Origin of the sequence: Kribbella shirazensis (genome assembly GCF_011761605.1) — a bacterium.
GTDB classification, from domain to species: domain Bacteria; phylum Actinomycetota; class Actinomycetes; order Propionibacteriales; family Kribbellaceae; genus Kribbella; species Kribbella shirazensis.
Map to the genome: position 1 here is coordinate 7,635,668 of NZ_JAASRO010000001.1, position 21,672 is coordinate 7,657,339.

The 21,672-nt window shown below is 69.3% G+C and carries 24 protein-coding genes; 5 read left to right on the forward strand and 19 right to left on the reverse strand.

Annotated elements, in window-relative coordinates; all coding sequences use genetic code 11:
* Positions 1–4 precede the first annotated feature (4 nt).
* Positions 5–565: a hypothetical protein gene (locus BJY22_RS36305; protein WP_167216158.1), complete on the reverse strand. Its 561-nt coding sequence runs from the start codon at positions 563–565 to the stop codon at positions 5–7.
* Between the two features lie 34 nt (positions 566–599).
* On the reverse strand, positions 600–947 hold the full coding sequence (locus BJY22_RS36310) for a TraR/DksA family transcriptional regulator (RefSeq protein WP_167216160.1): 348 nt from the start codon (positions 945–947) through the stop codon (positions 600–602).
* Positions 948–1,137: 190 nt separating this feature from the next.
* Between BJY22_RS36310 and BJY22_RS36315 the strand changes: the two genes are divergently transcribed.
* Positions 1,138–1,671 (forward strand): hypothetical protein, encoded by a 534-nt coding sequence (locus BJY22_RS36315; protein WP_167216162.1) that lies wholly within the window; start codon positions 1,138–1,140, stop codon positions 1,669–1,671.
* Between the two features lie 11 nt (positions 1,672–1,682).
* Here BJY22_RS36315 and BJY22_RS36320 read toward each other — a convergent pair whose 3' ends face one another.
* Both BJY22_RS36320 and BJY22_RS36325 read right to left on the reverse strand, forming a co-directional pair.
* Complete coding sequence (locus BJY22_RS36320; protein ID WP_167216164.1) at positions 1,683–2,003, reverse strand: DUF4386 family protein; 321 nt, start codon at positions 2,001–2,003, stop codon at positions 1,683–1,685.
* 47 nt (positions 2,004–2,050) lie between these two features.
* Positions 2,051–3,112: an NAD(P)-dependent alcohol dehydrogenase gene (locus tag BJY22_RS36325; RefSeq protein ID WP_238350558.1), complete on the reverse strand. Its 1,062-nt coding sequence runs from the start codon at positions 3,110–3,112 to the stop codon at positions 2,051–2,053.
* A gap of 93 nt (positions 3,113–3,205) precedes the next feature.
* Here BJY22_RS36325 and BJY22_RS36330 point away from each other — a divergent pair, with 93 nt between their 5' ends.
* The gene (locus tag BJY22_RS36330; protein WP_167216166.1) at positions 3,206–3,928 is read left to right on the forward strand and encodes a TetR/AcrR family transcriptional regulator; all 723 of its coding nucleotides are present in this window, start codon (positions 3,206–3,208) and stop codon (positions 3,926–3,928) included.
* On the opposite strand, the gene BJY22_RS36335 is transcribed toward BJY22_RS36330, so the two are convergent.
* The 5 genes from BJY22_RS36335 to BJY22_RS36355 form a co-directional block, all read right to left on the reverse strand.
* Complete coding sequence (locus BJY22_RS36335; RefSeq protein ID WP_167216168.1) at positions 3,858–4,127, reverse strand: hypothetical protein; 270 nt, start codon at positions 4,125–4,127, stop codon at positions 3,858–3,860. The two genes, BJY22_RS36330 and BJY22_RS36335, sit on opposite strands and share 71 nt — an antisense overlap.
* Positions 4,128–4,250: 123 nt before the next feature.
* Complete coding sequence (locus tag BJY22_RS36340; RefSeq protein WP_167216170.1) at positions 4,251–5,081, reverse strand: nitrilase-related carbon-nitrogen hydrolase; 831 nt, start codon at positions 5,079–5,081, stop codon at positions 4,251–4,253.
* Positions 5,082–5,088: 7 nt separating this feature from the next.
* Positions 5,089–6,255, reverse strand: coding sequence for a cupin domain-containing protein (locus tag BJY22_RS36345; RefSeq protein ID WP_167216172.1), 1,167 nt, complete (start codon positions 6,253–6,255; stop codon positions 5,089–5,091).
* A gap of 29 nt (positions 6,256–6,284) precedes the next feature.
* Positions 6,285–7,283 carry an ester cyclase gene (locus tag BJY22_RS36350; protein WP_167216174.1) on the reverse strand — a complete coding sequence of 333 codons (999 nt, stop codon included), beginning with the start codon at positions 7,281–7,283 and terminating at the stop codon, positions 6,285–6,287.
* 117 nt (positions 7,284–7,400) lie between these two features.
* Positions 7,401–8,399 (reverse strand): LacI family DNA-binding transcriptional regulator, encoded by a 999-nt coding sequence (locus tag BJY22_RS36355; protein ID WP_167216176.1) that lies wholly within the window; start codon positions 8,397–8,399, stop codon positions 7,401–7,403.
* 185 nt (positions 8,400–8,584) lie between these two features.
* On the opposite strand from BJY22_RS36355, the gene hisD (BJY22_RS36360) reads away from it, so the two are divergent.
* The 3 genes from hisD (BJY22_RS36360) to BJY22_RS36370 are packed head-to-tail and all read left to right on the forward strand — an operon-like array spanning position 8,585 to position 11,421.
* Positions 8,585–9,910 (forward strand): histidinol dehydrogenase, encoded by a 1,326-nt coding sequence (gene hisD, locus BJY22_RS36360; RefSeq protein WP_167216178.1) that lies wholly within the window; start codon positions 8,585–8,587, stop codon positions 9,908–9,910.
* The gene (locus tag BJY22_RS36365) at positions 9,907–10,665 is read left to right on the forward strand and encodes an SDR family NAD(P)-dependent oxidoreductase (RefSeq protein WP_167216180.1); all 759 of its coding nucleotides are present in this window, start codon (positions 9,907–9,909) and stop codon (positions 10,663–10,665) included. Before hisD (BJY22_RS36360) ends, BJY22_RS36365 begins: the two co-directional genes overlap by 4 nt.
* Positions 10,666–11,421 carry an HpcH/HpaI aldolase family protein gene (locus BJY22_RS36370; RefSeq protein WP_167216181.1) on the forward strand — a complete coding sequence of 252 codons (756 nt, stop codon included), beginning with the start codon at positions 10,666–10,668 and terminating at the stop codon, positions 11,419–11,421.
* Here the strand turns inward: BJY22_RS36370 and BJY22_RS36375 are convergent.
* From BJY22_RS36375 to BJY22_RS36420, 10 genes are all read right to left on the reverse strand, one after another.
* Positions 11,418–12,146 carry an alpha/beta fold hydrolase gene (locus tag BJY22_RS36375; protein ID WP_167216183.1) on the reverse strand — a complete coding sequence of 243 codons (729 nt, stop codon included), beginning with the start codon at positions 12,144–12,146 and terminating at the stop codon, positions 11,418–11,420. The two genes, BJY22_RS36370 and BJY22_RS36375, sit on opposite strands and share 4 nt — an antisense overlap.
* A gap of 10 nt (positions 12,147–12,156) precedes the next feature.
* Positions 12,157–13,047 (reverse strand): carbohydrate ABC transporter permease, encoded by an 891-nt coding sequence (locus BJY22_RS36380; RefSeq protein WP_167216184.1) that lies wholly within the window; start codon positions 13,045–13,047, stop codon positions 12,157–12,159.
* Positions 13,044–13,913, reverse strand: a complete 870-nt coding sequence (locus tag BJY22_RS36385) for a carbohydrate ABC transporter permease (RefSeq protein ID WP_167216185.1) — start codon at positions 13,911–13,913, stop codon at positions 13,044–13,046. The genes BJY22_RS36380 and BJY22_RS36385 overlap by 4 nt, the downstream gene beginning before the upstream one ends.
* 62 nt (positions 13,914–13,975) lie before the next feature.
* On the reverse strand, positions 13,976–15,295 hold the full coding sequence (locus tag BJY22_RS36390) for an ABC transporter substrate-binding protein (protein WP_167216186.1): 1,320 nt from the start codon (positions 15,293–15,295) through the stop codon (positions 13,976–13,978).
* Positions 15,285–16,664, reverse strand: a complete 1,380-nt coding sequence (gene hisD / locus BJY22_RS36395) for a histidinol dehydrogenase (protein WP_167216187.1) — start codon at positions 16,662–16,664, stop codon at positions 15,285–15,287. The genes BJY22_RS36390 and hisD (BJY22_RS36395) overlap by 11 nt, the downstream gene beginning before the upstream one ends.
* Before the next feature lie 105 nt (positions 16,665–16,769).
* Positions 16,770–17,636 carry an SMP-30/gluconolactonase/LRE family protein gene (locus BJY22_RS36400; RefSeq protein WP_167216188.1) on the reverse strand — a complete coding sequence of 289 codons (867 nt, stop codon included), beginning with the start codon at positions 17,634–17,636 and terminating at the stop codon, positions 16,770–16,772.
* On the reverse strand, positions 17,620–18,447 hold the full coding sequence (locus BJY22_RS36405; protein ID WP_167216189.1) for a carbohydrate ABC transporter permease: 828 nt from the start codon (positions 18,445–18,447) through the stop codon (positions 17,620–17,622). The genes BJY22_RS36400 and BJY22_RS36405 overlap by 17 nt, the downstream gene beginning before the upstream one ends.
* The gene (locus tag BJY22_RS36410; RefSeq protein WP_238350559.1) at positions 18,444–19,400 is read right to left on the reverse strand and encodes a carbohydrate ABC transporter permease; all 957 of its coding nucleotides are present in this window, start codon (positions 19,398–19,400) and stop codon (positions 18,444–18,446) included. Before BJY22_RS36410 ends, BJY22_RS36405 begins: the two co-directional genes overlap by 4 nt.
* Positions 19,401–19,404: 4 nt before the next feature.
* Entirely contained in the window at positions 19,405–20,853 is a 1,449-nt protein-coding gene (locus BJY22_RS36415) for an ABC transporter substrate-binding protein (protein ID WP_167216190.1), read from the reverse strand.
* A complete protein-coding gene (locus BJY22_RS36420) occupies positions 20,850–21,662 on the reverse strand; it encodes an IclR family transcriptional regulator (protein WP_337759749.1) in 813 nt (270 codons plus the stop codon). Before BJY22_RS36420 ends, BJY22_RS36415 begins: the two co-directional genes overlap by 4 nt.
* Positions 21,663–21,672 lie beyond the last annotated feature (10 nt).

The window sequence follows — 21,672 nt, forward strand, 5'->3', positions numbered from 1 at the left end:
ATCCTCACTCCAGTGGCTCGACGCGAAACTTCCCGCTGTCCTCGACCAACAGGACGCCTTCCCCCGGGCTGAGCGGCGCGACGGAGCGGCCGGTCAGCCCGAGTACGGCGGCCTCGTTCGTCGGGCTGTGTCCGACGACGAGCGCTCGCCCGCCGTCGGGCAGTCCGTTCACCAGCTGTCGCAGCGCCACGCCCAGCAGCCACGACTCACGCTCCACCAGGTCCGGGTCGACCACCCGCATCGCTTCGACGTCTGCACCCTTCCCCACGGCGTCGGCCGCGTCGCGCCACCGGTCCTCGACCGACGACCGCAGTGCAGGGGCGTCTGTGATCGGTACGTCGACCTGATCCACCGCGCTCCGCAGGATCTCCAGCGTCTGCGTGCATCTCGCGGCACCCGTCGAGACGAACGCCGCGTACGGCGGCCGCAGCCGACCGCCGATGGCGAGCGCATCCGCCACGCCCCGCGGCGTGAGGCGATCGCCGTCGTTGTCGGTGTGCCGACGCAGCTCGACGTACCGCATGGCCCACAGGTGCCCGCCCGGCACCCAATCGAAGCCCTCCACCAGAAGTTTCGGGCCCGTGCGGCGCCCGGTGTGGCTACGGCGAACTCCGGCGGTGCTCGCAGCGCAGGCACAGTCTCGTGGTCGGTATTGCCTCCAGGCGGTGCAAGGGCAGCTTTCGCCCGCAGACCTCGCAGGTGCCGAAGGTCCCTCGGCCGAGGCGGAACAGCGCAGCGTCGATTTCCGCCAAGGCCCGCCTCGCCCCGGCCTTCAACGCGGCCTGCACCTCCGCCACCGCCGCCGGACACGGATCCTCCGCTTCGTAGGACAATCTGATCAGTTGCTCGAGCCGAAACTGACGCTCCTGGCACAACTCGCGCCGGAACCACTCCACATCGATGGCGGGCTCGTCCTGTGATTCCTTGACCGACCGCTCCTGGTACATCGACAACCTCCTGCTACGAGGTCACAAAATCCGGGCCGCTTCTTGACCGTCCGGAAGCAGACCGCTCCCCAGAGCTTCCGTGCTGTGAACCACGCCTCAGGTACCCGATCGAATTCGCCGCAACGCACATCGCCGTGTTTCGACTAGTAGCCCCGCGCAGAGTGGGTACCGGTTCCGGTAGGTGGTTCAGATGTACGACGTTGTGATCCTGGTCGAGGACGAGCTGAGCGTGCCCGATGCGGAACGCCTGGCGGAGCTGTACGCCGATGCGCCGGATCCTGTCCGGTTCCACGTGGTATTTCCCTGCGAGGACGCCAAGGCGCAGGTCGAGGCCACACTCGCGGGGCTCGCCGGCACCGAACTGTTCGGCATGGCGAGCCAGCGGTACGCCGTCCGCTCGGACGACGAAGTACGCAGAGCAGCCGACGACGCGCAGCGCGCGGTCGACGCCCAGGCAACCGCGGCGCTGGAACGCAGCCTCGGCCGCCTGCGCTCCTTCGACCGCGAGGCGGAAGGCACCATCACCCATCGGCACCCGGTCGACGAACTCGACGACTACATCCAGGCCGTCCAGGGACAGGAAGTCGTCGTGCTCACCCGCCCGCACGTCATCGCCGAACTGCTCCACGTCGACTGGTCCGCCCAGGCCCGCCGCCACCTCGGCGTACCCGTCCTCCACCTTCTCGAACAGCACCAGGACAGCCCCATCGAACACGAGACCTGATGGTCGGACCCTCAGTTGGCCGGCCGGAATCCCTTGGTGAGCGGCCAGATCGGGAGGACCAACAGTTCGAACAGGCCGCCCGGAGCCAGGAAGATCAGTCCTGCTCCCTCGTTCATGTCCAGAACACCCGCCAGGTCGAGCGGTACTCCCGCGGAGAGCGCGGCGTAGCCGACGAGACCGAGTACGGCGATCGGCCGCGGCACCAGCCGCGAGACGTACAGCAGGTAGGTCAGGACCAGACCGCCGATCCCGGTCGGAAGGTAGACGCAGAGCAGGTGATTCGGTACGACCTGCAACTGGACCAGCAGATAGACACCGCACACGGCAGACACTGCGAACTCGACGATCCTGAGGATCGGCTACCAGACCAACTGTGTGGTCATGATCGTGCATCGTCGATCGTGATCGCGATCTTGCCGCGTACTTGGCCGGTCTCGAGGTGACGCATCGCGTCCGGTACCTGATCGAGCGGGTAGGTCCGGTCAACGGCCGGTACGACCGTGCCGGCCGCGAGGTACTCCGCGAGCCGCTCGAGGTCACTACCACGTTCCTTGGATGCAAGCATCGTGAGCCGCTGACGCACGAACAGCGACACCAGCGGTGCCCGCAGACTGCGGCCGAATCCGCCGGTCCATCTGCCACCTTCCTCACCGCCGACAAGGACAGCTGTCCCGGTAGGGGTGAGCGCACGCCGAAGGCGCCGCAAGGACGGGTTGCCGCCGATGTCGAGGATCAGGTCGTAGTGATGCTGTCCGTCGGCGAAGTCGTCGCGGGTGTAGTCGAGGACATGGTCGGCCCCGAGGCTCCGAACCAGGTCGAGCTTCGCGGTCCCGGCCACGCCGGTGACCTCCGCTCCGAGCGCCTTCGCCAGCTGTACCGCGTAGCTGCCGACTCCTCCGGACGCCCCGATGACGAGCACCTTCTGGCCCGCCTGGAGGCGGCCCGCGTCGCACAGGGCCTGGAGTGCGGTACCGGCCGAGATCGGGACGACAGCAGCCTGCTCGAACGACAAGCCGGCCGGCTTGTGGGCCAGCTTCCGTTCCAGGACGGCCGCGTACTCGGCGAACGAACCCCGGGACATCCCGTACACCTCGTCGCCCACCGCGAACTTCGTCACCGCGGAGCCGACGGCGGCGACCGTCCCGGCGACGTCGATCCCCGCCACCGGGTTCTTCGGGCGGCGGAACCCGAACCCGATCACGCGCAGGAGGTAGGGCCGGCCGGCCATCATGTGCCAGGTCCCACGGTCGAGGCCGGCCGCGCGGACCCGCACGAGAACCTCGTCGTTGCCGATCTCCGGGCGGGCCGTAGGTCGGTGGCGCAGTACGTCGACCGTGCCGTAGGCCTCCTGTACGACGGCCCGCATCGTGCCGTCGACCGCCGGCGCCGTACCCCCGGTGTGGTCCGTCCGCGGATCCGCCGCGCTGGTGTGGTTCGTCATCGTTCCGGTCCCCCCTGCGTTGTCGTACTAAGTACGGCTACGGTATCGTACTTAGTACGGTTCGGCTAGCCCGACGGAAACCACGGAGGTTCGATGCCCGCGCACGACACCAGCACCCGCTCCCGCCTCAGCCGCGAACGCGTCCTGCGGGCCGCCGTCGCGGTCGCCGACGCGGGCGGTGTCGGCTCGCTGACCATCCGCTCCCTCGCCACCGAGCTCGGCGCCAAGCCGATGTCGGTCTACTACCACGTCGCGAACAAGGACGAGATCCTCGACAGCATCGTCGACCTCGTCTTCAGCGAGATCGAGCTGCCGCGGATCGGCGGCGACTGGCGCACCGAGATGGAGCGCAGGGCCGGCTCCGCCCGCGCCGCACTGCGGCGCCACCCCTGGGCGATCGGCCTCCTCGAGTCCCGCACCAACCCCGGCCCGGCGACCCTGAAGCACCACGATGCCGTCATCGGCACGCTGCGCGCCGCCGGGTTCTCGGTGCCGATGACGGCGCACGCCTACGCGCTGATCGACGCTTTCGTCTACGGATTCGCCCTGTCCGAAGCGTCCCTGCCGATCAACGGACCGGACACCGTCCCGGAGGTCGCCGAGCAGATGATGGCGCAGTATGCCGCCGAGGAGTACCCGCACCTCGTCGAGTTCTCCGTCGAGCACGTCATGAAACCCGGCTACGACTACGGCGAGGAGTTCGAGTTCGGCCTCGGCATCGTCCTCGACGGCCTCGCGCGGTCGCTCAGGACGGCAGGCTCCGCTGCAGGCGAAGCTCGTCGCGAATCACCGGCGGCACCGGCAACCGGTACTTGAGCAGCGCCGTTGCGTAGGCACCGAGCGACGAAGCGAGCGCGGCGTCGCCGCGGAGCGGCGCCGACGGATGACGGGAGCCTCGGGACACGCGATCGGCCGCCCGCGCGGACTCGACCTCGGCGAACAGATGCGAGAGCTCGCGGTCCGCGACCCAGCGCCACCGTGCCGCACGCAGATCGGGAACTGACCGGACAGCCATCAGGCATCGCCTCATAGTGCTGCGGGGGTTCCTGACAATCCATCGGAATGCCATCGCCCCGAAGCCCGTCCAGCCTAGCCCGCCCCCACACCGAAACGAAGAACCCCGCAGCCCACGCACGGTTCAGGTGAGGCCTGTGTACAGGGTCGGGCGGCGGTCGGTGAAGGCGTTGTTGTGGGGGCCGAGGCTCTTGTCGCGGGGTGTGTCGGTGTCGAGGTCTGCTGTGAGGACGACCGGGCGGGCGGTTTCGCCGTACGGCGTGGCGGCGTCGGCGAGGAGGTAGCCCGAGGCGTCGATGACCGCGCTGCCGCCGATCCAGTCGGTGCCGCGTTCGGGGCCGCAGCGGTCTGCGACGACGATGTGCACCTTGTTCGTGCCGGCTGACGCCTGGGCCTTGATCAGCTCGAGTGGGCGCTCGGTGGCGGGCCGGGGAAGGAGCGGCCAGTTGCACGGCGCCGCGATGATGTCCGCGCCGTCGAGTGCCGCCAGCCGGGCGAACTCCGGGAACTCCAGGTCGTAGCAAATCATCACCGCCACCCGGCCGGCCCGGGTGTCCACCGCGCTCGGCGGCCGGGATCCGGGGGTGAACCACTCGGCCTCGCGGCCCCACAGATGCACCTTCCGGTAGTTCTGCAGTACTTCGCCCGCGTCGACGACGACGGCGCTGTCGTAGATCCGGCCCGACTCACCGCGTTCGCAGTACCCGGCGACGAGGACGCAACCGAGCTCGGCGGACAGTGATCGCAGCAGCTGCACCGTGGGTCCGTCCAATGGCTCGGCGGCGGCCAGAGCCTCGTCCGCGTCGGCGAAACAGTAGCCGGACACCGCCTGCTCAGGGAGCACGATCAGGCGTGCGCCGGCGTCGGCGGCCTGCCGGACCGCGGCTACGGCGACAGCGGGATCCGGGCTGTCGACCCGTGCCTCGATCTGGCAGGCCGCCACGCGCACCTCCATGACCGGTTCAGTCGTCCTCGGTCGCCGTCGCCAGGACCGCCGCGGGCGCGAGGTAGCCGTTCGGGTCGAGAACCCAGCCGTCCTTCCGGGCATGCCGGACCACTTCGTCAGCCCACTCCAGCCGCACGCGGCCGTCGCCGCCGTTGACCACGAGAAGCTCGCCCGTACCTTCCTCCTCCGCGCGACCAGGGCCGGAGTCGAGCAACTGGAACGAACGCCAGGCGCCCGCCGGTACGGACAGCGAGTCCCGCGGCCCGAGCTCGACCACCTGCTCGTCGTCGCCGCGATTGAGGCGTACCTGCCAACGGCCGGCCTTCACCGTGACCACCTGGGTCTCGGCATGCCGGTGGGTCAACATGCCCTCGCCAGGAGTGGCACGCAGCCAGGCCAGGTTGAAGCTGTGCGGCTCGTGCAGCCGCGGGACCGCCCGCCGATCCTCGACCATTCCGTAGCCGATCACCAGGCTCAGCGCGGCACCGCCACCAGGCAGTGCCGAGCAGAGGAAGGGCCGCTCGATCCAGTGACGGTCGGCGGACCGGGTGACCCGCGTACCGAACTGCTGCTCGTCGAACACGTCGAGCCGATCGATCTCGGCCTGTGGCATCGGCTTGATCAGCTCGACCTGCTCGGGCACCACGTCACCGGCCACCGTGTCGATGAGGCGGTTGTCGGCGGTCAGATACAGGCCGTGGCCAGCCGCGTCCTCCAGGACGGTCGGGCCCCAGATGATGCCGCCGGTGTCGTCCTGGCCGAGCACGGTCAGCAGGATCCCGTCGTCGCTGCCGACGTTGGTGAAGCCCCGGAAGATCCACGACGGTACGGAGATGACGTCGCCGTCGGTGGACAGGTACTCGCCTTGCTTGCCGTCGGCACCCCAGCGCAGCTGATACTCCCCGTCGAAGTTGATGAACACCTCCGCCGTGAAGTGCAGGTGCAGACTGTTGACGGTGCCGTTCGGCATCCCCGCGGCGCCCAGGTTGTAGCCGTGCGGCTCCTGCAGGTTGACGTACTGCTGCGGGTTCTGCGACACGCCACTGCCGATGAAGGAGTAGTTGTCCTTCGTGTCCGATCCCGGCGTGCGGCAGTCGATGAACGCCGCCTTGCAGGGAACCCAGTCCCGCCGCAGGATCGTACGGCGCTGGACCTCCTCGGCGGGGACGATGACGTCGTGCATGATGTCTCCTTGACGAGATGCGGGGGCCGTCAGTAGATGTTCGTGTTCGGGACGGCCTGGTCACCGCGGGTGCTGTTGATCTGGGCGCGCAGAGCGAGCTCGTCGTACACGCGGATCTCGCGGACGATCCGCCCGTCCTGGACGAGGAACTGCGAAACGCCGAGCAGCTCGACGGGTTTGCCGGTGAGCGGGCCGAAGTGGTCCGCGCCGTCGTACGCGCCCTGGAACTTCCACAGCACCGCGATGCGCAGTCCGGCGTACCGCTCGTGGTGGTTGGTCTGGATGTCGCGAACCTCGAACTGCCCGGCGGGGAACGGCGCCAGCATCCGCAGCAGTTCGCGCTGGTAGCCGTCCGGGCGGACGAAGCTCTGGTCGCCGACGGTGTGCAGGAACAGGTCACGGATCATGAAGTCGTGGACCCGGTTGAGGCGGCGCTGGTTCCAGACCTCGTCGATGAACTCCAGCACCAGCTCGCACTCGGGGCGGAAGTCGTCGGGCCGCGGACCGCTGTCACCCTCGGCCAGTACGTCGGGCTTGGCGGGCTGGGTCATCGAGCCGGTCCAGCCGATGAACGGCAACTGGCGCGCGACCTCGTCGGGGTCCTGTCCGCGCTGCAGGCAGCCGGCCAGCCCGTCGCGGACGACCCACTCCTCGACCATCCGGCCGCGCCGGTACAGGCAGTTCGCGACGGTCCGGCTGCGGGTCTGGACGAGCCGGCCGTCGATCAGGTCGCGGTCGGAGGAGAACACCAGGTGCGAGCTGAGGAACGCGTCGTTGCCCCGCGCCTCCCACACCACGTCCTCGGCCTGTCCGACCCGGTGCGGGGTCTGCGCGATCCGCATCAGGCTGCCCTCGATCACGCCGTCGCGGCCGTTCGTCGTACCGAGTGCGCCGTGCACGATCGAGTCCGGCTCGTAGTTGTCGACGATGAAGGAGATGTCCCGGTTCACCCAGATGAGGTCCGTCACCTCGCGGATGAAGTCGTCCGGATCCTTGTAGGGCTTGTACGCGACTGGGTCCAACGCCATCTCTTCATCTCCTCGTCGATACCGGGGCAGGCACCGGTCCACCAACCGGCTCGGATTCAATGTATGCGTATGCACGCACAGTGCGCAAGAGCCGTCCGGCCGAACGAGAGCGTTTACTCAGCCCGCCGCCGGGCCGAGCGTGGCCCGCGGGACGTACCACGTGTCGAACACGGTGTGCTGCGGCACAGTGGCGCTGCGGCCCTCCACCCGGGCGATCAGCAACCGGGCGGCCTCGCGGGACATCTCCTCCAGGTCGTACGCCACGGTGCTGAGCTGCACGAACGCCCAGGCCGAGGAGGGCAGGTCGTCGAACCCGACCACCGACAGCCGGCCAGGTACGTCGATCCCGCGCTCGACCGCCGCGTCCAGCACGCCCAGCGCGACCACGTCGTTGCCGCACAGGATCAGCGTCGGCGGATCGCTCCGATCCAGCAGCTTCGCGGCACCGCTGCGACCGGTCTCGAAGTCGAACGGCCCGTGCAGGACGTTGCGGCTGAGCAACGTGATGCCCTTGTCCTGCAGCAGGTCGCGCACGGCCTGCTCGCGAACCTCACCCGTACTCGTGTTCTGCGGACCGAAGACCGCACCGATCCGCGTGTGCCCGAAGTCGGCGACCGCCTTGACCAGCTCGGTCACGCCGGGCACCGGATCCACGGTGACCGAGTCCGCCTCGACGTTGCGGGCGGTCCGGTTGAAGTACACGAACGGCACCTGCCGGTCCTGCAGCCGCACGGGCAGCACCGAACCGAGGATCGTCGTGGTCAGGATGACGCCGCACAGACCGTTCGCGACGACATGGTCGGCGACCGGCGCGGACTCCGACGACTCGGTGATCAGGAGCAACTCGTACCCCTGCTTGGTCAGCTCGTCGTGCATCGGCGCGATCACGTGCTGGTAGAACTGGTTGTGCAGATCGGTCACGACCAGACCGACGCGGGTCGACCGGCCCGTCGACAGCGCACGGCCGATGGCGTTGGGCGCATAGCCGAGAGCGGCGGCCGCGGCGCGGACCTGCTGCTTGGTCGCTTCCGACACCCGCGGGTCGTCGCGCAGCGCGCGCGAGACGGTCGGCTGGGACACACCGGCAAGCCTGGCGACGTCGTGACTGGTGGCCATTGCTCCTCCTCGATCTGCTCGGCTCGAACCGGTGGACGTGGGCGCAGCATAGTCACGCCTCGGACCCCCGGACCGCACGCCCGCCGCGGCCACCTGCCGGGACGCGGTCCCGGGGCCGCCTTGACGGACGATCCGCGATCTGGCTTCATTATGACATACGTATGTCAGTCCATCGAGGAGCCCGGATGCCCCGCTACCTGAAGAAGGCGACCCCCAAGACGTTCGCCGACAGCGCCCAGCACGATGTCTCCGACCGGGTCCGGTCGATCATCGACGACATCCGGGCGCGCGGGGAGACGGCGGTGCGGGAGTACTCCGCCACGTTCGACCGCTGGGAGCCGGACAGTTTCCGCCTGAGTGACGCCCGGATCGCCGAACTCGTCGACTCGTTGCCGCGACAGGTCATCGACGACATCGCCTTCGTCCAGGAGCAGGTCCGCAACTTCGCTCTCGCGCAACGGGCCTCGCTCACCGACGTCGAGGTCGAGACCCTCCCCGGTGTCCGGCTCGGCCACCGGCACGTGCCGATCGAGGCCGTCGGCGCCTACATCCCGGGCGGGAAGTACCCGCTGACCGCGTCGGCCCACATGACGATCGTGACCGCGAAGGCGGCCGGCGTGCCGCGGGTGGTGGCGTGCACGCCCCCGATCCGCGGCGAGATCCCGGCCGCGACCGTGGCCGCGATGAAGATGGCCGGCGCCGACGAGATCTACCTGCTCGGCGGTGTCCAGGCCGTCGCCTCGATGGCCGTCGGCACCGACTTCATGGCGCCGGTGAACCTGATCGCCGGCCCCGGGAACGCCTATGTGGCCGAGGCCAAGCGGCAGCTGTACGGCGAGGTGGGCATCGACCTGTTCGCGGGTCCGACCGAGATCCTGGTCATCGCCGACGAGACCGCCGACCCGTTCACGACCGCGGTCGACCTGCTTTCCCAGGCCGAGCACGGGCCGGACTCGCCCGCCGTCCTGGTGACGACGAGCGAGGCGCTCGCCGACGAGGTCGCCCGGCTGATCGACCGGATCCTGCCGGGGATGCCGACCAAGGACTTCGCCGAGCCGGCCTGGCGCGACCACGGCCAGATCATCGTCTGCGACGACATGGACGAGCTCTGGCGGGTCGGCGACTCGCTGGCGTCCGAGCACGTCCAGGTCTTCACCGCCGACCCCCGGCAGGCCCTCGACCGGATGCGCAACTACGGCGCACTGTTCCTCGGTGAGAACACGTGCGTGTCGTACGGCGACAAGGTCATCGGGACCAACCACGTGCTGCCGACGCTCGGCGCCGCGAGGTACACCGGCGGCCTCTGGGTGGGCAAGTACCTCAAGACCGTGACGTATCAGGAGGTCCTGAACGACGACAGCAGCGCCGACCTCGGACGGGTCTGCGGACGGGCGGCGCGGGTGGAGTTGTTCGAGGGCCACGCCCGTTCCGGCGACGTCCGGGCCTGGCGTCACGGCGGCGAGCAGTTCGCCTGGATCGAGGAGGTCGTCGGCGAGGGACAGCCCGCATGATCGACCTCACCGGCCGGACGGCCCTGGTGACCGGTGGCGGCAGCGGGCTGGGCGCCGCCATCGCCGAGCACCTGGTCGGCGCCGGAGCGGACGTCGTCCTGGCCGCCCGCCGGACCGCGCCCCTGGACGAGACCTGCGCCCGTCTCGGCGCCGCCGCCAGTTGTGAAACCGTGGACGTCGCCGACCCCGGCAGTGTCGACGCGCTGGCGTCCCGCCTGGCCGATCGGCAGATCTCCATCCTGATCAACAACGCCGGGATCGCCGGGCCGGTGGCGGAGCTGACGAGCATCGACCCGGACGCCTGGGACGAGGTGTTCGCCGTGAACGTCCGCGGCACGTACCTGATGTGCCGGGCGTTCCTGCCCGCGATGGTGCGCCGCGGTGACGGTGACGTGATCAACCTCGCGTCGGTGTCGGGCAAGCGCCCGCTGGTCCGCCGTACGCCGTACTGCGCCTCGAAGATGGCGGTGATCGGTCTGACGTCGACCCTCGCGTTCGAGGTCGGCCCGTCCGGCGTGCGGGTCAACACGCTCTCCCCCGGACCGGTCGAGGGCGATCGGATGGACCGCAACTTCCGGCTCGAGGCCGAGCGGACGAGTACGTCGTACGACGCCGCGCGCGCCGCGTTCGTCAACCGGGCGGCGATGGAGCGGATGGTCACGGCCGACGAGGTGGGCCGGGCCGCGGTCGCGATGCTCGCCATGCCGGGACTCACCGGCGCCGATGTCGACCTCTCCGCGGGAATGGTGGCCTAGATGGACAACCCACAACGTACGCCGCGCAGTCTCAAGGCCCGCCTGTCCGCGGGTGAGCAACTCCTCGGCGCGCTCGTCCGGATGCCGGCGGAGGACAACCTCGAGATGCTCGGGGTGGCGGGCTTCGACTTCGTCATCGTCGACTGTGAGCACGGACCGGCCGACGTCGTCGCGCTGCGGCACCACATCACGATCGCGGACCTCTACGGGATGGGCGTTCTCGTCCGCATCGGCGGAGGTGAGAGCGCACTCGCTCTCCGCGCGCTCGACCAGGGCGCCGAGGGCATCGTCGCTCCGCACGTGGACTCCGCCGAGGACGCGGCCGAGCTCGTCCGGTCTGTGCACTATCCGCCGCTGGGCGAGCGGGGGTTCGCGACGTACCCGCGGGCGGGCCGGTTCGGGACCGTCGTACCGGAGGATCACCTGCGCAGGGCCGCCGAGTCGACGCTGGTGATCGCAATGCTGGAGTCACCGGCCGCGGTCGCCGCGACCAGCGCGATCCTGCGCACACCGGGCGTGGACGGCTACCTGATCGGCGCCGCCGATCTGGGCGCGTCGTCGACGGACACCGATCCTTCCGTCGCCGAGGCGATCCAGTCCATCAGGGCGGACGCCGACGGGACCGGAACCCTGCGCTGCGACCTGGTGCCGAGTCTCGCCGCGGCGCGGGCGTCGCTCGCCGACGGCGCGCAACTGGTCGCCTACAACGTCGCTCACGTGCTGATGACTCACTTCACCGAGCTGCGGGTCGACTAGCGGCTCTCCCAGGAACGTTCGGGTTCCAGGTCAAGCCACCGCGTGACGGCGGCCGCGACGTCGTCCGGCGCCTCGAGGGTGGCGAGATGGCCCACGTTCTCCAGGACTTCCATCCGGGAGTGCGGGACGAGGTGGGCCATCTCCTCGTGCCGGTCCACCGGACACAGAGCGTCCGCCGCTGCGGCCAGCACGAGCGTCGGTACGCCGATGCGCTGCAGCCCCGGGCGCTCGTCGATCCGTGTCGCCTGGGTCGCCAGTTGCCGGCTCAGTACGTCTGCACCGGTCTCCTCCCCCATCGTGAGCACCAACTCATCGAGCCCGGGTGTTCGGTTGGGGGCATGCAACAGCACCGGCAACAGTTCGCGCTGGAGATCCTTCGCAGTCCGTCCCTGCGCCAGCTCCGCACGTTGCCGTGCCCAGCTCTCGCGTTGCGCCGTCGTGGGCGGACGGGAGTTCGTTGACGTGAGCAACAACCGGCTCACTCGCTCCGGCGCGGTACGGACCAGAGCCATGGCGATGATTCCACCGAGCGACAGCCCGGCCAGCGCGAACCGCTCCGGCAGGCTGCCCAGAAGGTCGGCCACACAGCCGTCGACGGAATCCTCCGCGAGCCTCGCATGCCGGATCGTGAGGCCGGGCCGCTGCACGCGCAGCCGGTCCGCCACGGGGCACCACAGCGCCTCCGTGCAGTTCATTCCCGGTAGCAGGACGAGCGGTTCGTCCATCGGTGCGAGGTCAGCCCTTGACCGAACCGGCGTTCAGGCCGGCGACCAGGTACCGCTGCGCGATGAAGGCGAACGCGAACACCGGCAGGGTCAGCAACATCGCGGCCGCGCCCGCCTGCTGCAACATGGGCAGCGTCTGGCCGAGCTGAGTCGCGATGAAGACCGGGACGGTCCGTGCGTTGACGTCGGTGAGGATCAGCGCGGTCAGGTACTCCTGGAAGGCGAACAGGAAGACGAAGATGCCGGCCGTGATGATGCCGGGTCCCATCAGCGGGACCATGATCCGCCGCAGCACCTGGAACCGCGAGCACCCGTCGAGCATCGCGGCCTCGTCGAGCTGCGCCGGGATCTCGGCGAAGAAGTTCCGCAACAGCCAGATGCTGAACGGCTGGTTGATCGCGACCAGCGCGACCGCGACGGCGTACGTCGTGTCGTAGACGCCGAGCGCACGGGAGATGTCGTACATCGGCAGCACGACCGCGAACCGGGGCAGGGCACGGAAGACCAGGGCCAGGATCAGCAGCACGACCGAGATCCAGGAGGGGAACCTGGACAACGCGTATGCGGCGGGCAGCCCGATCACCAGCGCCAGGATCGTGCTGATGATCGCGACCACGAAGGTGTTGGCCAGGTACTTGTAGAAGTTCGTCGTCTGCCACAGGTCGACGAACGCGTCGAACGTCGGCCGGTAGGTGAACACCGGCGGGTTCAGGAACGCGACGTCGGTCGGCTTCGTCACCGAGGCGGCGGTCCACAGCACCGGACTGAGCATGAGGACGCAGACGACGAGCAGCAGCAACCCGATCACCAGCCCGGTGAGCGGCCGCCGCCGGGCGCGCGGCTCCGACGGTGTCTCCGGCTGGACGAGGTCGGTCTCCATCAGCGTCGTCGTGGCGGTCATGCGCTGCGCGCCTCCTTGGCGATGTTGCGGATGAACGGGAAGAGCAGCACGACGATGATCAGGATCATCAGCACGTTGATCGCGCTGCCGACCCCGAGCTGCTGGCCACCGTCGCGGAAGGCGACGTTGAAGATGTAGAGCATGATCGACTCGTTGCCGATCTGCGGCGCCTGCGGGGACAGCGGAACGAGCGCGTCGAACGTCCGCAGTACGTCCATGATGCTGATCAGCGAGACGAACCCGAGGACGCCGCGCAGACTCGGGACGATCACGTGCCAGTGCCGCTGCAGCGTGGTCGCGCCGTCGATCTTCGCGGACTCGATGACCTCCTCGCTGACCCCCTGGAGACCGGCGAGGAGCACCAGCATCGAGAACGGCACCAGGTGCCAGATCAGGTCGAGGCCGATCAGCAACCGGTTCGGCCACGGGTCGGTGTACCAGAGGACCTCCTGACCGGTCAGCGTGCTCACCAGGTGGTTGAAGACGCCGCCGAAGTTCTCGTCGAACAGCCAGGAGAACATCGTGGCGCCGACCAGCTGCGGGACGACGTACGAGACCAGGAGAACGCCGAGCACCACCGGACGCCAGCGGCCGAGGCCGTTGACGGCCACGGCGAGCAGGTAGCCACCGACCACCAGGACCGCGGTGACGGCGAGTGTCAGGCCGACCGTGAACAGGACCGCCCGCCCGAACCTCGGATCGCTCAGCGCCTGCTGGTAGTTGGCCAGCCCGACGAAGGTCCCGGCCTCGCCGTAGTTCACCCGCTCCAGGCTCCACTCCACCGTCCGGTAGAGCGGCAGCACCAGGAACCCGAACATCACCAAGAGGCTGGGCGCGACCAGGGCGTAGAACTCCCGCTTGCGCATCGCAACATCCTTCCGAGCTGGGCGGCCGGGCCTCGGGACCGGCCGCCTGGGTGTCTAGCTGCTCACTGGTGGCCGGCCAGGATCTTGGTCGCGATCTGCTGCATCTGCCGCGTCCCCTGATCCACGCTCGTCTTGCCGAGGAGTACGTCGGCCACCACGGGCCTGATGTCGTTGCTGATCTGCGACGTCCACGGGTACGGCTCCGCGGGCGGCGCGTTCTTGATCGCGTCGTTGGCCGCAGCGGCGTACGGACTGCTGCTCTCACTCACCATGCCGTCACGGGCCGGGTACGCCGCGGGCATCGACGCCTTCGACGCTTCCTCGCTCACCGACGACGCGATCACCTGGAAGAGCAGGTCGGGGTCGACCTTGGTGTTGCGCGGGATCGACCAGCCGTCCACCGACAGCGCGCTGTACTGGCGCGGAGCGTTCTCGGCCACCTTCGGCGGCGGGGCGAAGGCGAACTTGTCGTGGAAGCGCGTGTTGGACTTGTTCACCAGGTCGGCCATCCGGCCGGAGAACATGATCCCGATCGCGGCACTGCCGTTGAAGAGCTGCTGCTGGACGGCCGGCTGGTCGAACGTCGTGACCTCCGGGTCCATGAACGGCCGCAGCGACAGCAGTTCCTGGAGTGCCTGCTTCGACTGCGGCGTGTCCAGGTTGGCGGTCTTGCCGGCCGGGTCGGTCAGGTTCGTCCCGAGGGAGCCGAGAGCGGCGTCGTACGCCGTGATGATGTCGGAGCTGGCGAGCCACGGAAGAGCGAGCGGGTGCTTGATCTCGCCGGCGTCCTGGATCTTCTTCGAGACCGCACGCAGCTCGGCGAACGTGGTCGGCGGCTTCAGCCCGAGCTTGTCGAAGACGTCCTTGCGGTACGCGAGCACGTACATCTGGGCCTGCATCGGGAGCGCGTACAGCTTGCCGTCGTACGACATCGTGTCGCGCATGCTCTTGTTGATCTTGTCGAGCCCGTACTCGCCGCTGTACTTGTCGAAGAGCTCGTTCAGCGGCCGGAGCTTCTCCCCCGAGGCGAACTGCGGGATGACGAAGCCGTAGGTCTCGAGGACGTCGTAGGTGCCCGTCTCGCCGGCGAGCGTCGCCGTCGTCTTCTGCACCTGGCCGCCGAAGTCGATCGGCTCGTGCTTGACGGTCACGCCGTTCTTCGAGCAGCTCGCGACCATCGTGTTCGTGTACGGGTCGATCGCCGACGAGTTGTAGGCCAGGACGTCCACCGTCACGGCCTCGGCCGGCTTCTCGAAGTCGCAGGCCACCTTGGTGGCGGTCTCCGACCCCGTCCGTGATCCCGCGCCGCAGGCAGCCAGCGCGACCGCCATCGTGACGCACAACGTCGCCCTGACCCATCCGGCGCCTCGACTACTGGACATCTGCGGCTCCTGTCTCCCGCCGGGTCGCCGACCCGGTCGATTCATACGTATGTAGACCCAAGCGGTCCAACCGCAGCTGGGCGGAGTCGCGATGCGCGACCAGGCCCTCGAAGTCCGACACCGTGACGACCGGATCCGCCTGGGCCCGGGTCGCGTCGCGCTCGGCGCGCTGGTAGGTCAGCGGCTTGAGGAAGCCGGCCACCGACAGACCGGCGGTGTAGCGGGCGCCGCGGGCGGTCGGGAGCACGTGGTTGGTCCCGGACATCCCCTTGTCCGCGTAGGCGACCGTCGACCACGGCCCCAGGAACAGGGAGCCGTAGTTGCGCAGGGTCGCGAGGTACCAGTCGAGGTCGTCGGCGAGAACCTCGAGATGCTCCGGCGCCAGGATGTCCATGATCGCCACCGCCGTCTCGCGGTTCCCGGCGAGGTAGATCGTGCCGTAGTCGCGCCAGGCGGGACCCGCGATCTCACGTGTGGCCAGGCCGACCAGCTGGCGCTCGATCTCCGCGGGAACCTCGCGCGCCAGCCGCTCGGAGGTGGTGACGAGACTCGCCGGCGACGTGGGGCCGTGCTCGGCCTGACCGAGGAGGTCGGCGGCGATCATCGCCGCGTCCGCCGAGTCGTCGGCGATGACGGCGACCTCGGACGGACCGGCCAGGACGTCGATCCCGACCCGCCCGTACAGCTGCCGCTTCGCCTCCGCGACGTAGGCGTTGCCCGCGCCGACGACCATGTCCGACGGCACGCCGTCGAGCAGGCCGAACGCCATCGCCGCGAGCGCCTGCACGCCACCCACGGCGTAGATCTGCTCGGCGCCCGACACCTTCGCCGCGTAGAGGACGGCCGGATGTGCCGCGCCGTTGAGGCTCGGCGGGGTACAGGTCACCACGTTCGGCACGCCGGCGACACGGGCCACGGCCACGGTCATGAACGCGCCGGCCAGCAGCGGGAACCGCCCCGCCGGCAGGTAGGCGCCGACGTTCTCGATCGGCACGTACCGCTGGCCGCAGACGACTCCGGGGATCACCTCGGCCTCGAAGTCGACCAGGCGCTCACGCTGCAGGGCGGCGAACCGGCGGGTGCGCTCCGCACCGGCGTCGAGCGCGTCCCGCAGCGCCTGCGGCAGGCTCGCGGACAGCTTGTCGACCTCGTCGGGCGCGACCTCCAGGGATCTTCCCTCGAAGCCGTCGAGCTCGGCCGCGTACCTCAGGACGGCATCGAGCCCGTTGCGCTCGATGTCGATCAACATCTCGGAGACCCGCGCCGCGACCCCGGGGTCCTGCTGCGCGGGCGCATCCGGACCGGCGGGCTGCTTCACCACGGTGAACGAGCCCGGGACGCGCATCTGGTCGGCGGAGTTCAAGTGCATACGCATACATAAGCACGCGCAGCACGACGGCGGCAAGAGCCCACAACGATTTCCGGGCGAACGCCCTGCGTCCTCGCCCGGTGCGTGTCCTGAGTGGCAGCGCTGTCAGGTTGCCGGTGCTGTGCCTTGCCAGGTTCGTGCTGGTGGGCCGGTTACGCCGGTGTCGACGGCGAACAGGTGGCCGCTTCCCGGCGGTGGGGCGGGCAGGCCGAGGGATGCGGTGGTGATCACCAGGGTGCTGCCCTGGAAGCACACAGCCGTCGGCCGCGGGACGGGCACTTCGACCGTGGCCAGGAGTTCGCCGGTCGGCGCGTACCGGCGTACCTCGCCGGCGTCCCAGACCGCGACCCAGACGCAGCCCTCGTCGTCCAGCACCAGCCCGTCCGGGTTGCCGCCGCCCACGTCGGCGATTGTCCCGCGTTCGGCCGGCCGGCCCGCGACCAGATCGATGGCCTCGAGCCGGCGATGCGGCAGGGTGTCGACGAAGTACGCCGTGCGGCCGTCCGGCGCGAAGTCGATGCCGTTGGCCACCGTCAGCCCGGACAGCATCCGGTCGACCGTACCGTCCGGATCGAGGCGGAACAGCGACGCCCGCGGCGCCCGCGGAATCGCCTGCGATCCGGCCCAGAGGCTCCCGTCCGGATGGCACGCGCCGTCGTTCATCTGGTCCTGTCCACTGGTCAGGCCGGTCGCCAGCGGCGTGACCGTACCGTCCTCGGCCAGGTGGGCAAACCCTTCCCGCACCGCCAGGACCCACCCGCTGCCGGATTCGGCCAGCGGTACGGCGACGCCCACCGGCCGGCCGATGTCGTAGTCCCGCAGTACCGTCAGCACTCCCCCGGACAGCCGGCCGCGATGAACGCGGCCGGCCAGGATGTCCACCCAGACGAGCTCACCGGTCCGCGGATCGAGCCGCGGCGATTCGCCCTGGGTATAAGCGGTCGAGGAGATCCGGTCAGCTCTTGACCGCACCGGCGATCCCCTCGACGAACGTCCGTTGCAGGAACAGGAAGACCACCACGATCGGGATCACGCTGATGCACGCGGCCGCCGCGAGACCCGTCCAGTCGGTCGTGTCCTGCCCGTAGAACCCGTACATTCCGACGCCGAGCGTCCGCAGGTCCGGGCTGCCGAGGGTGAACACCAACGGGACGAAGAACGCGTTCCACGCGCCGATGAAGTTCATCAGCGCGACAGTGCCGATCACCGGTTTCGCCAGCGGCAGCATCACCTGCCAGTACGTGCGAAGGTATCCGGCGCCGTCCATCCGGGCCGCCTCCTCCAGCTCCTTCGGCACCCCGCCGAAGAAGCCCATGAAGAGCAGCACCGGTACGACGAGTGCCGGACCCGCCTGGGCCAGCGCCGCGCCGAGGAGTCCGTTGCCGAGGCCGAGCCCGTTCACCAGGACGAACGTCGGGATGATCGTGTAACCGTGCGGGATGAACATCGTCGCGACCAGCACCGCGGCCAGTATCTTCTTACCGGGCAGCCCGGGACGTGACAGCGCATAGCCGGCCGCCGACGCCACCAGCAGTACCAGAACGACGACCGTGACCGAGAACGTGACGGTGTTCGCCGTGTAGGTGCTGAACTTCGCCGTCGTCCAGGCCCGCCGGAAGTTGTCCAGCGTGGCGTCGTCCGGCAGCAGCGACAAGCCACCGAGCAGCATCTCCTTCGGTGTCTTGAAGGCGGCCGAGACCATCCAGACGAAGGGATAGACCCACACCAGGCACAGCGGGATGAGCAGCAGGTGCCAGACGTTGCGGCGGAGTATGCGGTTCATGCGTTCACCCGCCGGCGCAGGAAAGGTGCCTGCAGCAACGTCACGACGAGGGTCAGCAGCCCGAACACCACTCCGGCTGCCGACGCGAACCCGTACCGCGGCGCCTGCAGCGAGGGATCGAACGCATACCGATAGATGTACGTCGGTACGACGTCCGTCGCGTAATCGGGTCCGCCTTCGGTGACCGCCCGCACCAGGTCGAAGGTGTTGAGGCTGCGCTGGAACACGAGCAGCAGGATCACGATCGCGATCGGGGTGACCACCGGCAGCGTGACGAACCGCAGCGACCGCCAGAACCCGGCGCCGTCGATCGCAGCCGCCTCCTGCAGATCCTTCGGCACGGTCTGCAACGCCGCCAGCCAGTAGATCAGGGTGATCCCGAACCCTTTCCAGACGTCGATCGACAGCAGCGTCGGCAGCGCGAGCGACGTACTGCCGAGGAAGTTCACCGGTTCGTTGACCAGGCCGGTGTCGAGCAGGATCCGGTTCACCAGGCCGCCCGCGGGGTCGAGCAGGATCGCGATCACGATCCCGATCACGGCGGTGGTCGCCACCACCGGCAGGAAGATCACCAGCCGGTAGAGGTTCCGGAAGCGCAGCCAGGTGTTGTTGAGCAGGATTGCCAGGATCAGCGCCAGCGGCAACTCGATGAAGATCGCCGCCAGCGAGAAGACGAACGAGTGCCAGAACGCCCGCCAGAAAGCGTCTGACGCCAGGACCTCACGGAAATTGGCCAGCCCGACCCACTCGGTCGGCGACCCCACCCCGTCCCAGTCGAAGAACGCGTACCACCAGCTCGCGAGCATCGGCCAGATCGTGAATCCGCCGAACAACAGCACCAGCGGGACCAGGAACAGATAGCTCCACAGGTGCTTGCGCAGCCGGCCGGGCCGCCGGCCCGGTCGTTCCCGGGCCGGGGCCTTGTCGGCCGCGCGTTCCATCGTCGTCGTCATCCGGTCAGCCTCCCGGCGTGAAGTCCTTCAACGGGTCCCAGCCCGCGAAGGTCAGGTCCTTGGCAGAACCCTCCTGGCCCTTGGCCTTCAGCTCGGCCGACGTCTTGTCGAGAAAGGCCTGCAGGTCCTTGTCCAGCTTGGCGGCGGCAGGTGCGAACGGCTGGTTCTTCACGATGGAACTGACCGCGGCGTCGGTGTACTTCAGGTCGGGCTTGGCCGCGAGCGCCTGGGTGATCGCCTGACCGCCCTTGCTGGCCAGCGCCGGGTTCGGCGCGCGGCGCAACGTCTCCTCGGCCACCTTCAGGATCGCGGCCTGGTCGGGGTTCTTCTCCGCCTCGGTCTTCCAGGCGCCTTCGAGCGCGGTCAGCGTGCCGAACTTCTGGTAGTACGCCTTGTGGAAGGCATCCGACGACAGGAAGTCCATCACCTTCCAGCTCTCCGCCTTGTGCTCCGACTGCGACGACATCGACCAGAGCGGGCTGAAGGACTGTTTCCGGGCCAGGTAGGCGCCGCGCCCGGACGCCGGCACCGGCAGTCCGGTGATGCCGAGCTTGATCTCCGGCGACAGCTTGCGGATCTCCGCCACGTGCCACGGCGGTGACGGGTACATCGCGAGCTTGCCGGCGGCGAACTCCTTGAACGCGCGGCTCCCGTCCCAGCTCTCCCAGCCGGGGGTCATCACCTTGGCGGCCTGCATCCGCCGATGGAGCTCGACCGACTCGACCAGGCCCGGGCTCGACGTGGCGGGCTTACCGGTGCGGTAGTCGATGCCGCCCGCCGCGACGGAGTACGGAACGGCGGTACCGGCGAGCATCTCGGTCGCGGGCGCCTTCGCCGAGAACGGCGCGTACCCGAAGTACTTGCCGCGGCCGTCGGCGGTGACCTTGGCGGCCATCTGCTCGAGCTCCGTCCAGGTCTCCGGCGGGCCGTCGAAACCGGACTTCTTCAGCAGGTCCTCGTTGTAGAGGAAGACCCGCAGCGACGACCACTGCCCCCACACCAACGGCAGGCTCATCAGCTTGCCGTCGCGGTGCAGGCCGGAGGTGGCCGGATCCATGGTCCCCTCGGGGAAGCGCTTCAGGAAGTCCGGCGTGACGAACTCGTCCAGCGCCGCGATCCATCCGCGCGCGGCCATCCGGTCCATGCCGTCGTCCTGGGCCCGGAAAACGTCCGGCGCCCGGTTCTGCTGGAACATCAGCTCGACGGCGTTCAGTTGCTGGTCGCTCGGGTTCTCCACCACCTTGACCGTGATGCCGGGGTTGGCCTTCTCGAACTCGTCGAGCTGCTGGCGGTAGAACTCGCTCGCGCCCGGCGGGTCCGGGACGAGGGCCACGGTGACGGTCACCGAGTCGGCGGCCGCACCCGAGTCGGAGCTGCCGCCGACGAGGTTGCAGCCCGACAGGGCGAGCGCCACCGCGCCGGTGAGCACGGCGAGGGCAGGGCGGATCTTCATGATCGGCTCCGTTGGTCGAGGCGCTCGGGTGGCGCCGTGATCGGGGGATCGGTGGGGCCGTGGTGGCCCAGGTACGAATTGACGGCGTCGGCCGTTTCGACGACGAGGCGGGACAGGTCGTGCTCGCGGCCGGCGAGGTCGACGGCGCTGGACGGGCCGGACAGGGAGAGCGCGCCGACGACCCGGCCGGAGCGGTCGCGCAGCGGGGCGGCCAGACAGGATCGGCTGAGCGAGAGCTCCTCGGTCTCCGTCGCGTAGCCCTGCCAGGCCACCTCGTCGATCGCCGCGTCGAGGACGGCGTGGTCGGTGATGGTGCGCGGTGTGTACCGCTCGAGCTCGCCCAGCAACTCGCGCCGGTCCTCGACGCCGAGCAGCAGGCATTTGCCGAGCGCGGTGGCGTGCAGCGGGTTCCGCCGCCCGGCCAGCGAGAACGACCTGGGTGCGAGTCGTCCCTCGAAGTTGCACAGGTAGTAGGCCTCGCGTCCGTCCCGTACGGCGACATTCGCACCGAGGCCGGTCGACGCCGCGAGCGACTGCGCCGGCTGGCGCGCCGCGTGATGCACCGGGTGACTGTTGACGGCGACCCCGGCCAGGGTGACCAGCTCGGTGCCGAGCCGGTACTGACCGTCCGCGTCACGCACCACGAACGCGGCCGACTCGAGGGTGCTGAGCAGCCGCGACGCGGTGGACTGGCGAAGGCCGGTCAGGTTGGCGACCTCGGTGACCCGGAGCCGCCCAGAGGCCGCGAACGCACGGAGTACGGCGACAGCGCGCTCGACGCTGCGGTTCGACCCTGCCTCCGGCGCCACGGGCACTCCT

Excerpts from the sequence above, each read along its gene's own strand:
- BJY22_RS36310 (WP_167216160.1), bottom strand. The coding sequence starts at position 947 with ATGTACCAGGAGCGGTCGGTCAAGGAATCACAGGACGAGCCCGCCATC.
- BJY22_RS36315 (WP_167216162.1), top strand. The coding sequence starts at position 1,138 with ATGTACGACGTTGTGATCCTGGTCGAGGACGAGCTGAGCGTGCCCGAT.
- BJY22_RS36325 (WP_238350558.1), bottom strand. The coding sequence starts at position 3,112 with ATGACGAACCACACCAGCGCGGCGGATCCGCGGACGGACCACACCGGG.
- BJY22_RS36330 (WP_167216166.1), top strand. The coding sequence starts at position 3,206 with ATGCCCGCGCACGACACCAGCACCCGCTCCCGCCTCAGCCGCGAACGC.
- BJY22_RS36335 (WP_167216168.1), bottom strand. The coding sequence starts at position 4,127 with ATGGCTGTCCGGTCAGTTCCCGATCTGCGTGCGGCACGGTGGCGCTGG.
- BJY22_RS36340 (WP_167216170.1), bottom strand. The coding sequence starts at position 5,081 with ATGGAGGTGCGCGTGGCGGCCTGCCAGATCGAGGCACGGGTCGACAGC.
- BJY22_RS36345 (WP_167216172.1), bottom strand. The coding sequence starts at position 6,255 with ATGCACGACGTCATCGTCCCCGCCGAGGAGGTCCAGCGCCGTACGATC.
- BJY22_RS36350 (WP_167216174.1), bottom strand. The coding sequence starts at position 7,283 with ATGGCGTTGGACCCAGTCGCGTACAAGCCCTACAAGGATCCGGACGAC.
- BJY22_RS36355 (WP_167216176.1), bottom strand. The coding sequence starts at position 8,399 with ATGGCCACCAGTCACGACGTCGCCAGGCTTGCCGGTGTGTCCCAGCCG.
- hisD (WP_167216178.1), top strand. The coding sequence starts at position 8,585 with ATGCCCCGCTACCTGAAGAAGGCGACCCCCAAGACGTTCGCCGACAGC.
- BJY22_RS36365 (WP_167216180.1), top strand. The coding sequence starts at position 9,907 with ATGATCGACCTCACCGGCCGGACGGCCCTGGTGACCGGTGGCGGCAGC.
- BJY22_RS36370 (WP_167216181.1), top strand. The coding sequence starts at position 10,666 with ATGGACAACCCACAACGTACGCCGCGCAGTCTCAAGGCCCGCCTGTCC.
- BJY22_RS36375 (WP_167216183.1), bottom strand. The coding sequence starts at position 12,146 with ATGGACGAACCGCTCGTCCTGCTACCGGGAATGAACTGCACGGAGGCG.
- BJY22_RS36380 (WP_167216184.1), bottom strand. The coding sequence starts at position 13,047 with ATGACCGCCACGACGACGCTGATGGAGACCGACCTCGTCCAGCCGGAG.
- BJY22_RS36385 (WP_167216185.1), bottom strand. The coding sequence starts at position 13,913 with ATGCGCAAGCGGGAGTTCTACGCCCTGGTCGCGCCCAGCCTCTTGGTG.
- BJY22_RS36390 (WP_167216186.1), bottom strand. The coding sequence starts at position 15,295 with ATGTCCAGTAGTCGAGGCGCCGGATGGGTCAGGGCGACGTTGTGCGTC.
- hisD (WP_167216187.1), bottom strand. The coding sequence starts at position 16,664 with ATGCACTTGAACTCCGCCGACCAGATGCGCGTCCCGGGCTCGTTCACC.
- BJY22_RS36405 (WP_167216189.1), bottom strand. The coding sequence starts at position 18,447 with ATGAACCGCATACTCCGCCGCAACGTCTGGCACCTGCTGCTCATCCCG.
- BJY22_RS36410 (WP_238350559.1), bottom strand. The coding sequence starts at position 19,400 with ATGACGACGACGATGGAACGCGCGGCCGACAAGGCCCCGGCCCGGGAA.
- BJY22_RS36415 (WP_167216190.1), bottom strand. The coding sequence starts at position 20,853 with ATGAAGATCCGCCCTGCCCTCGCCGTGCTCACCGGCGCGGTGGCGCTC.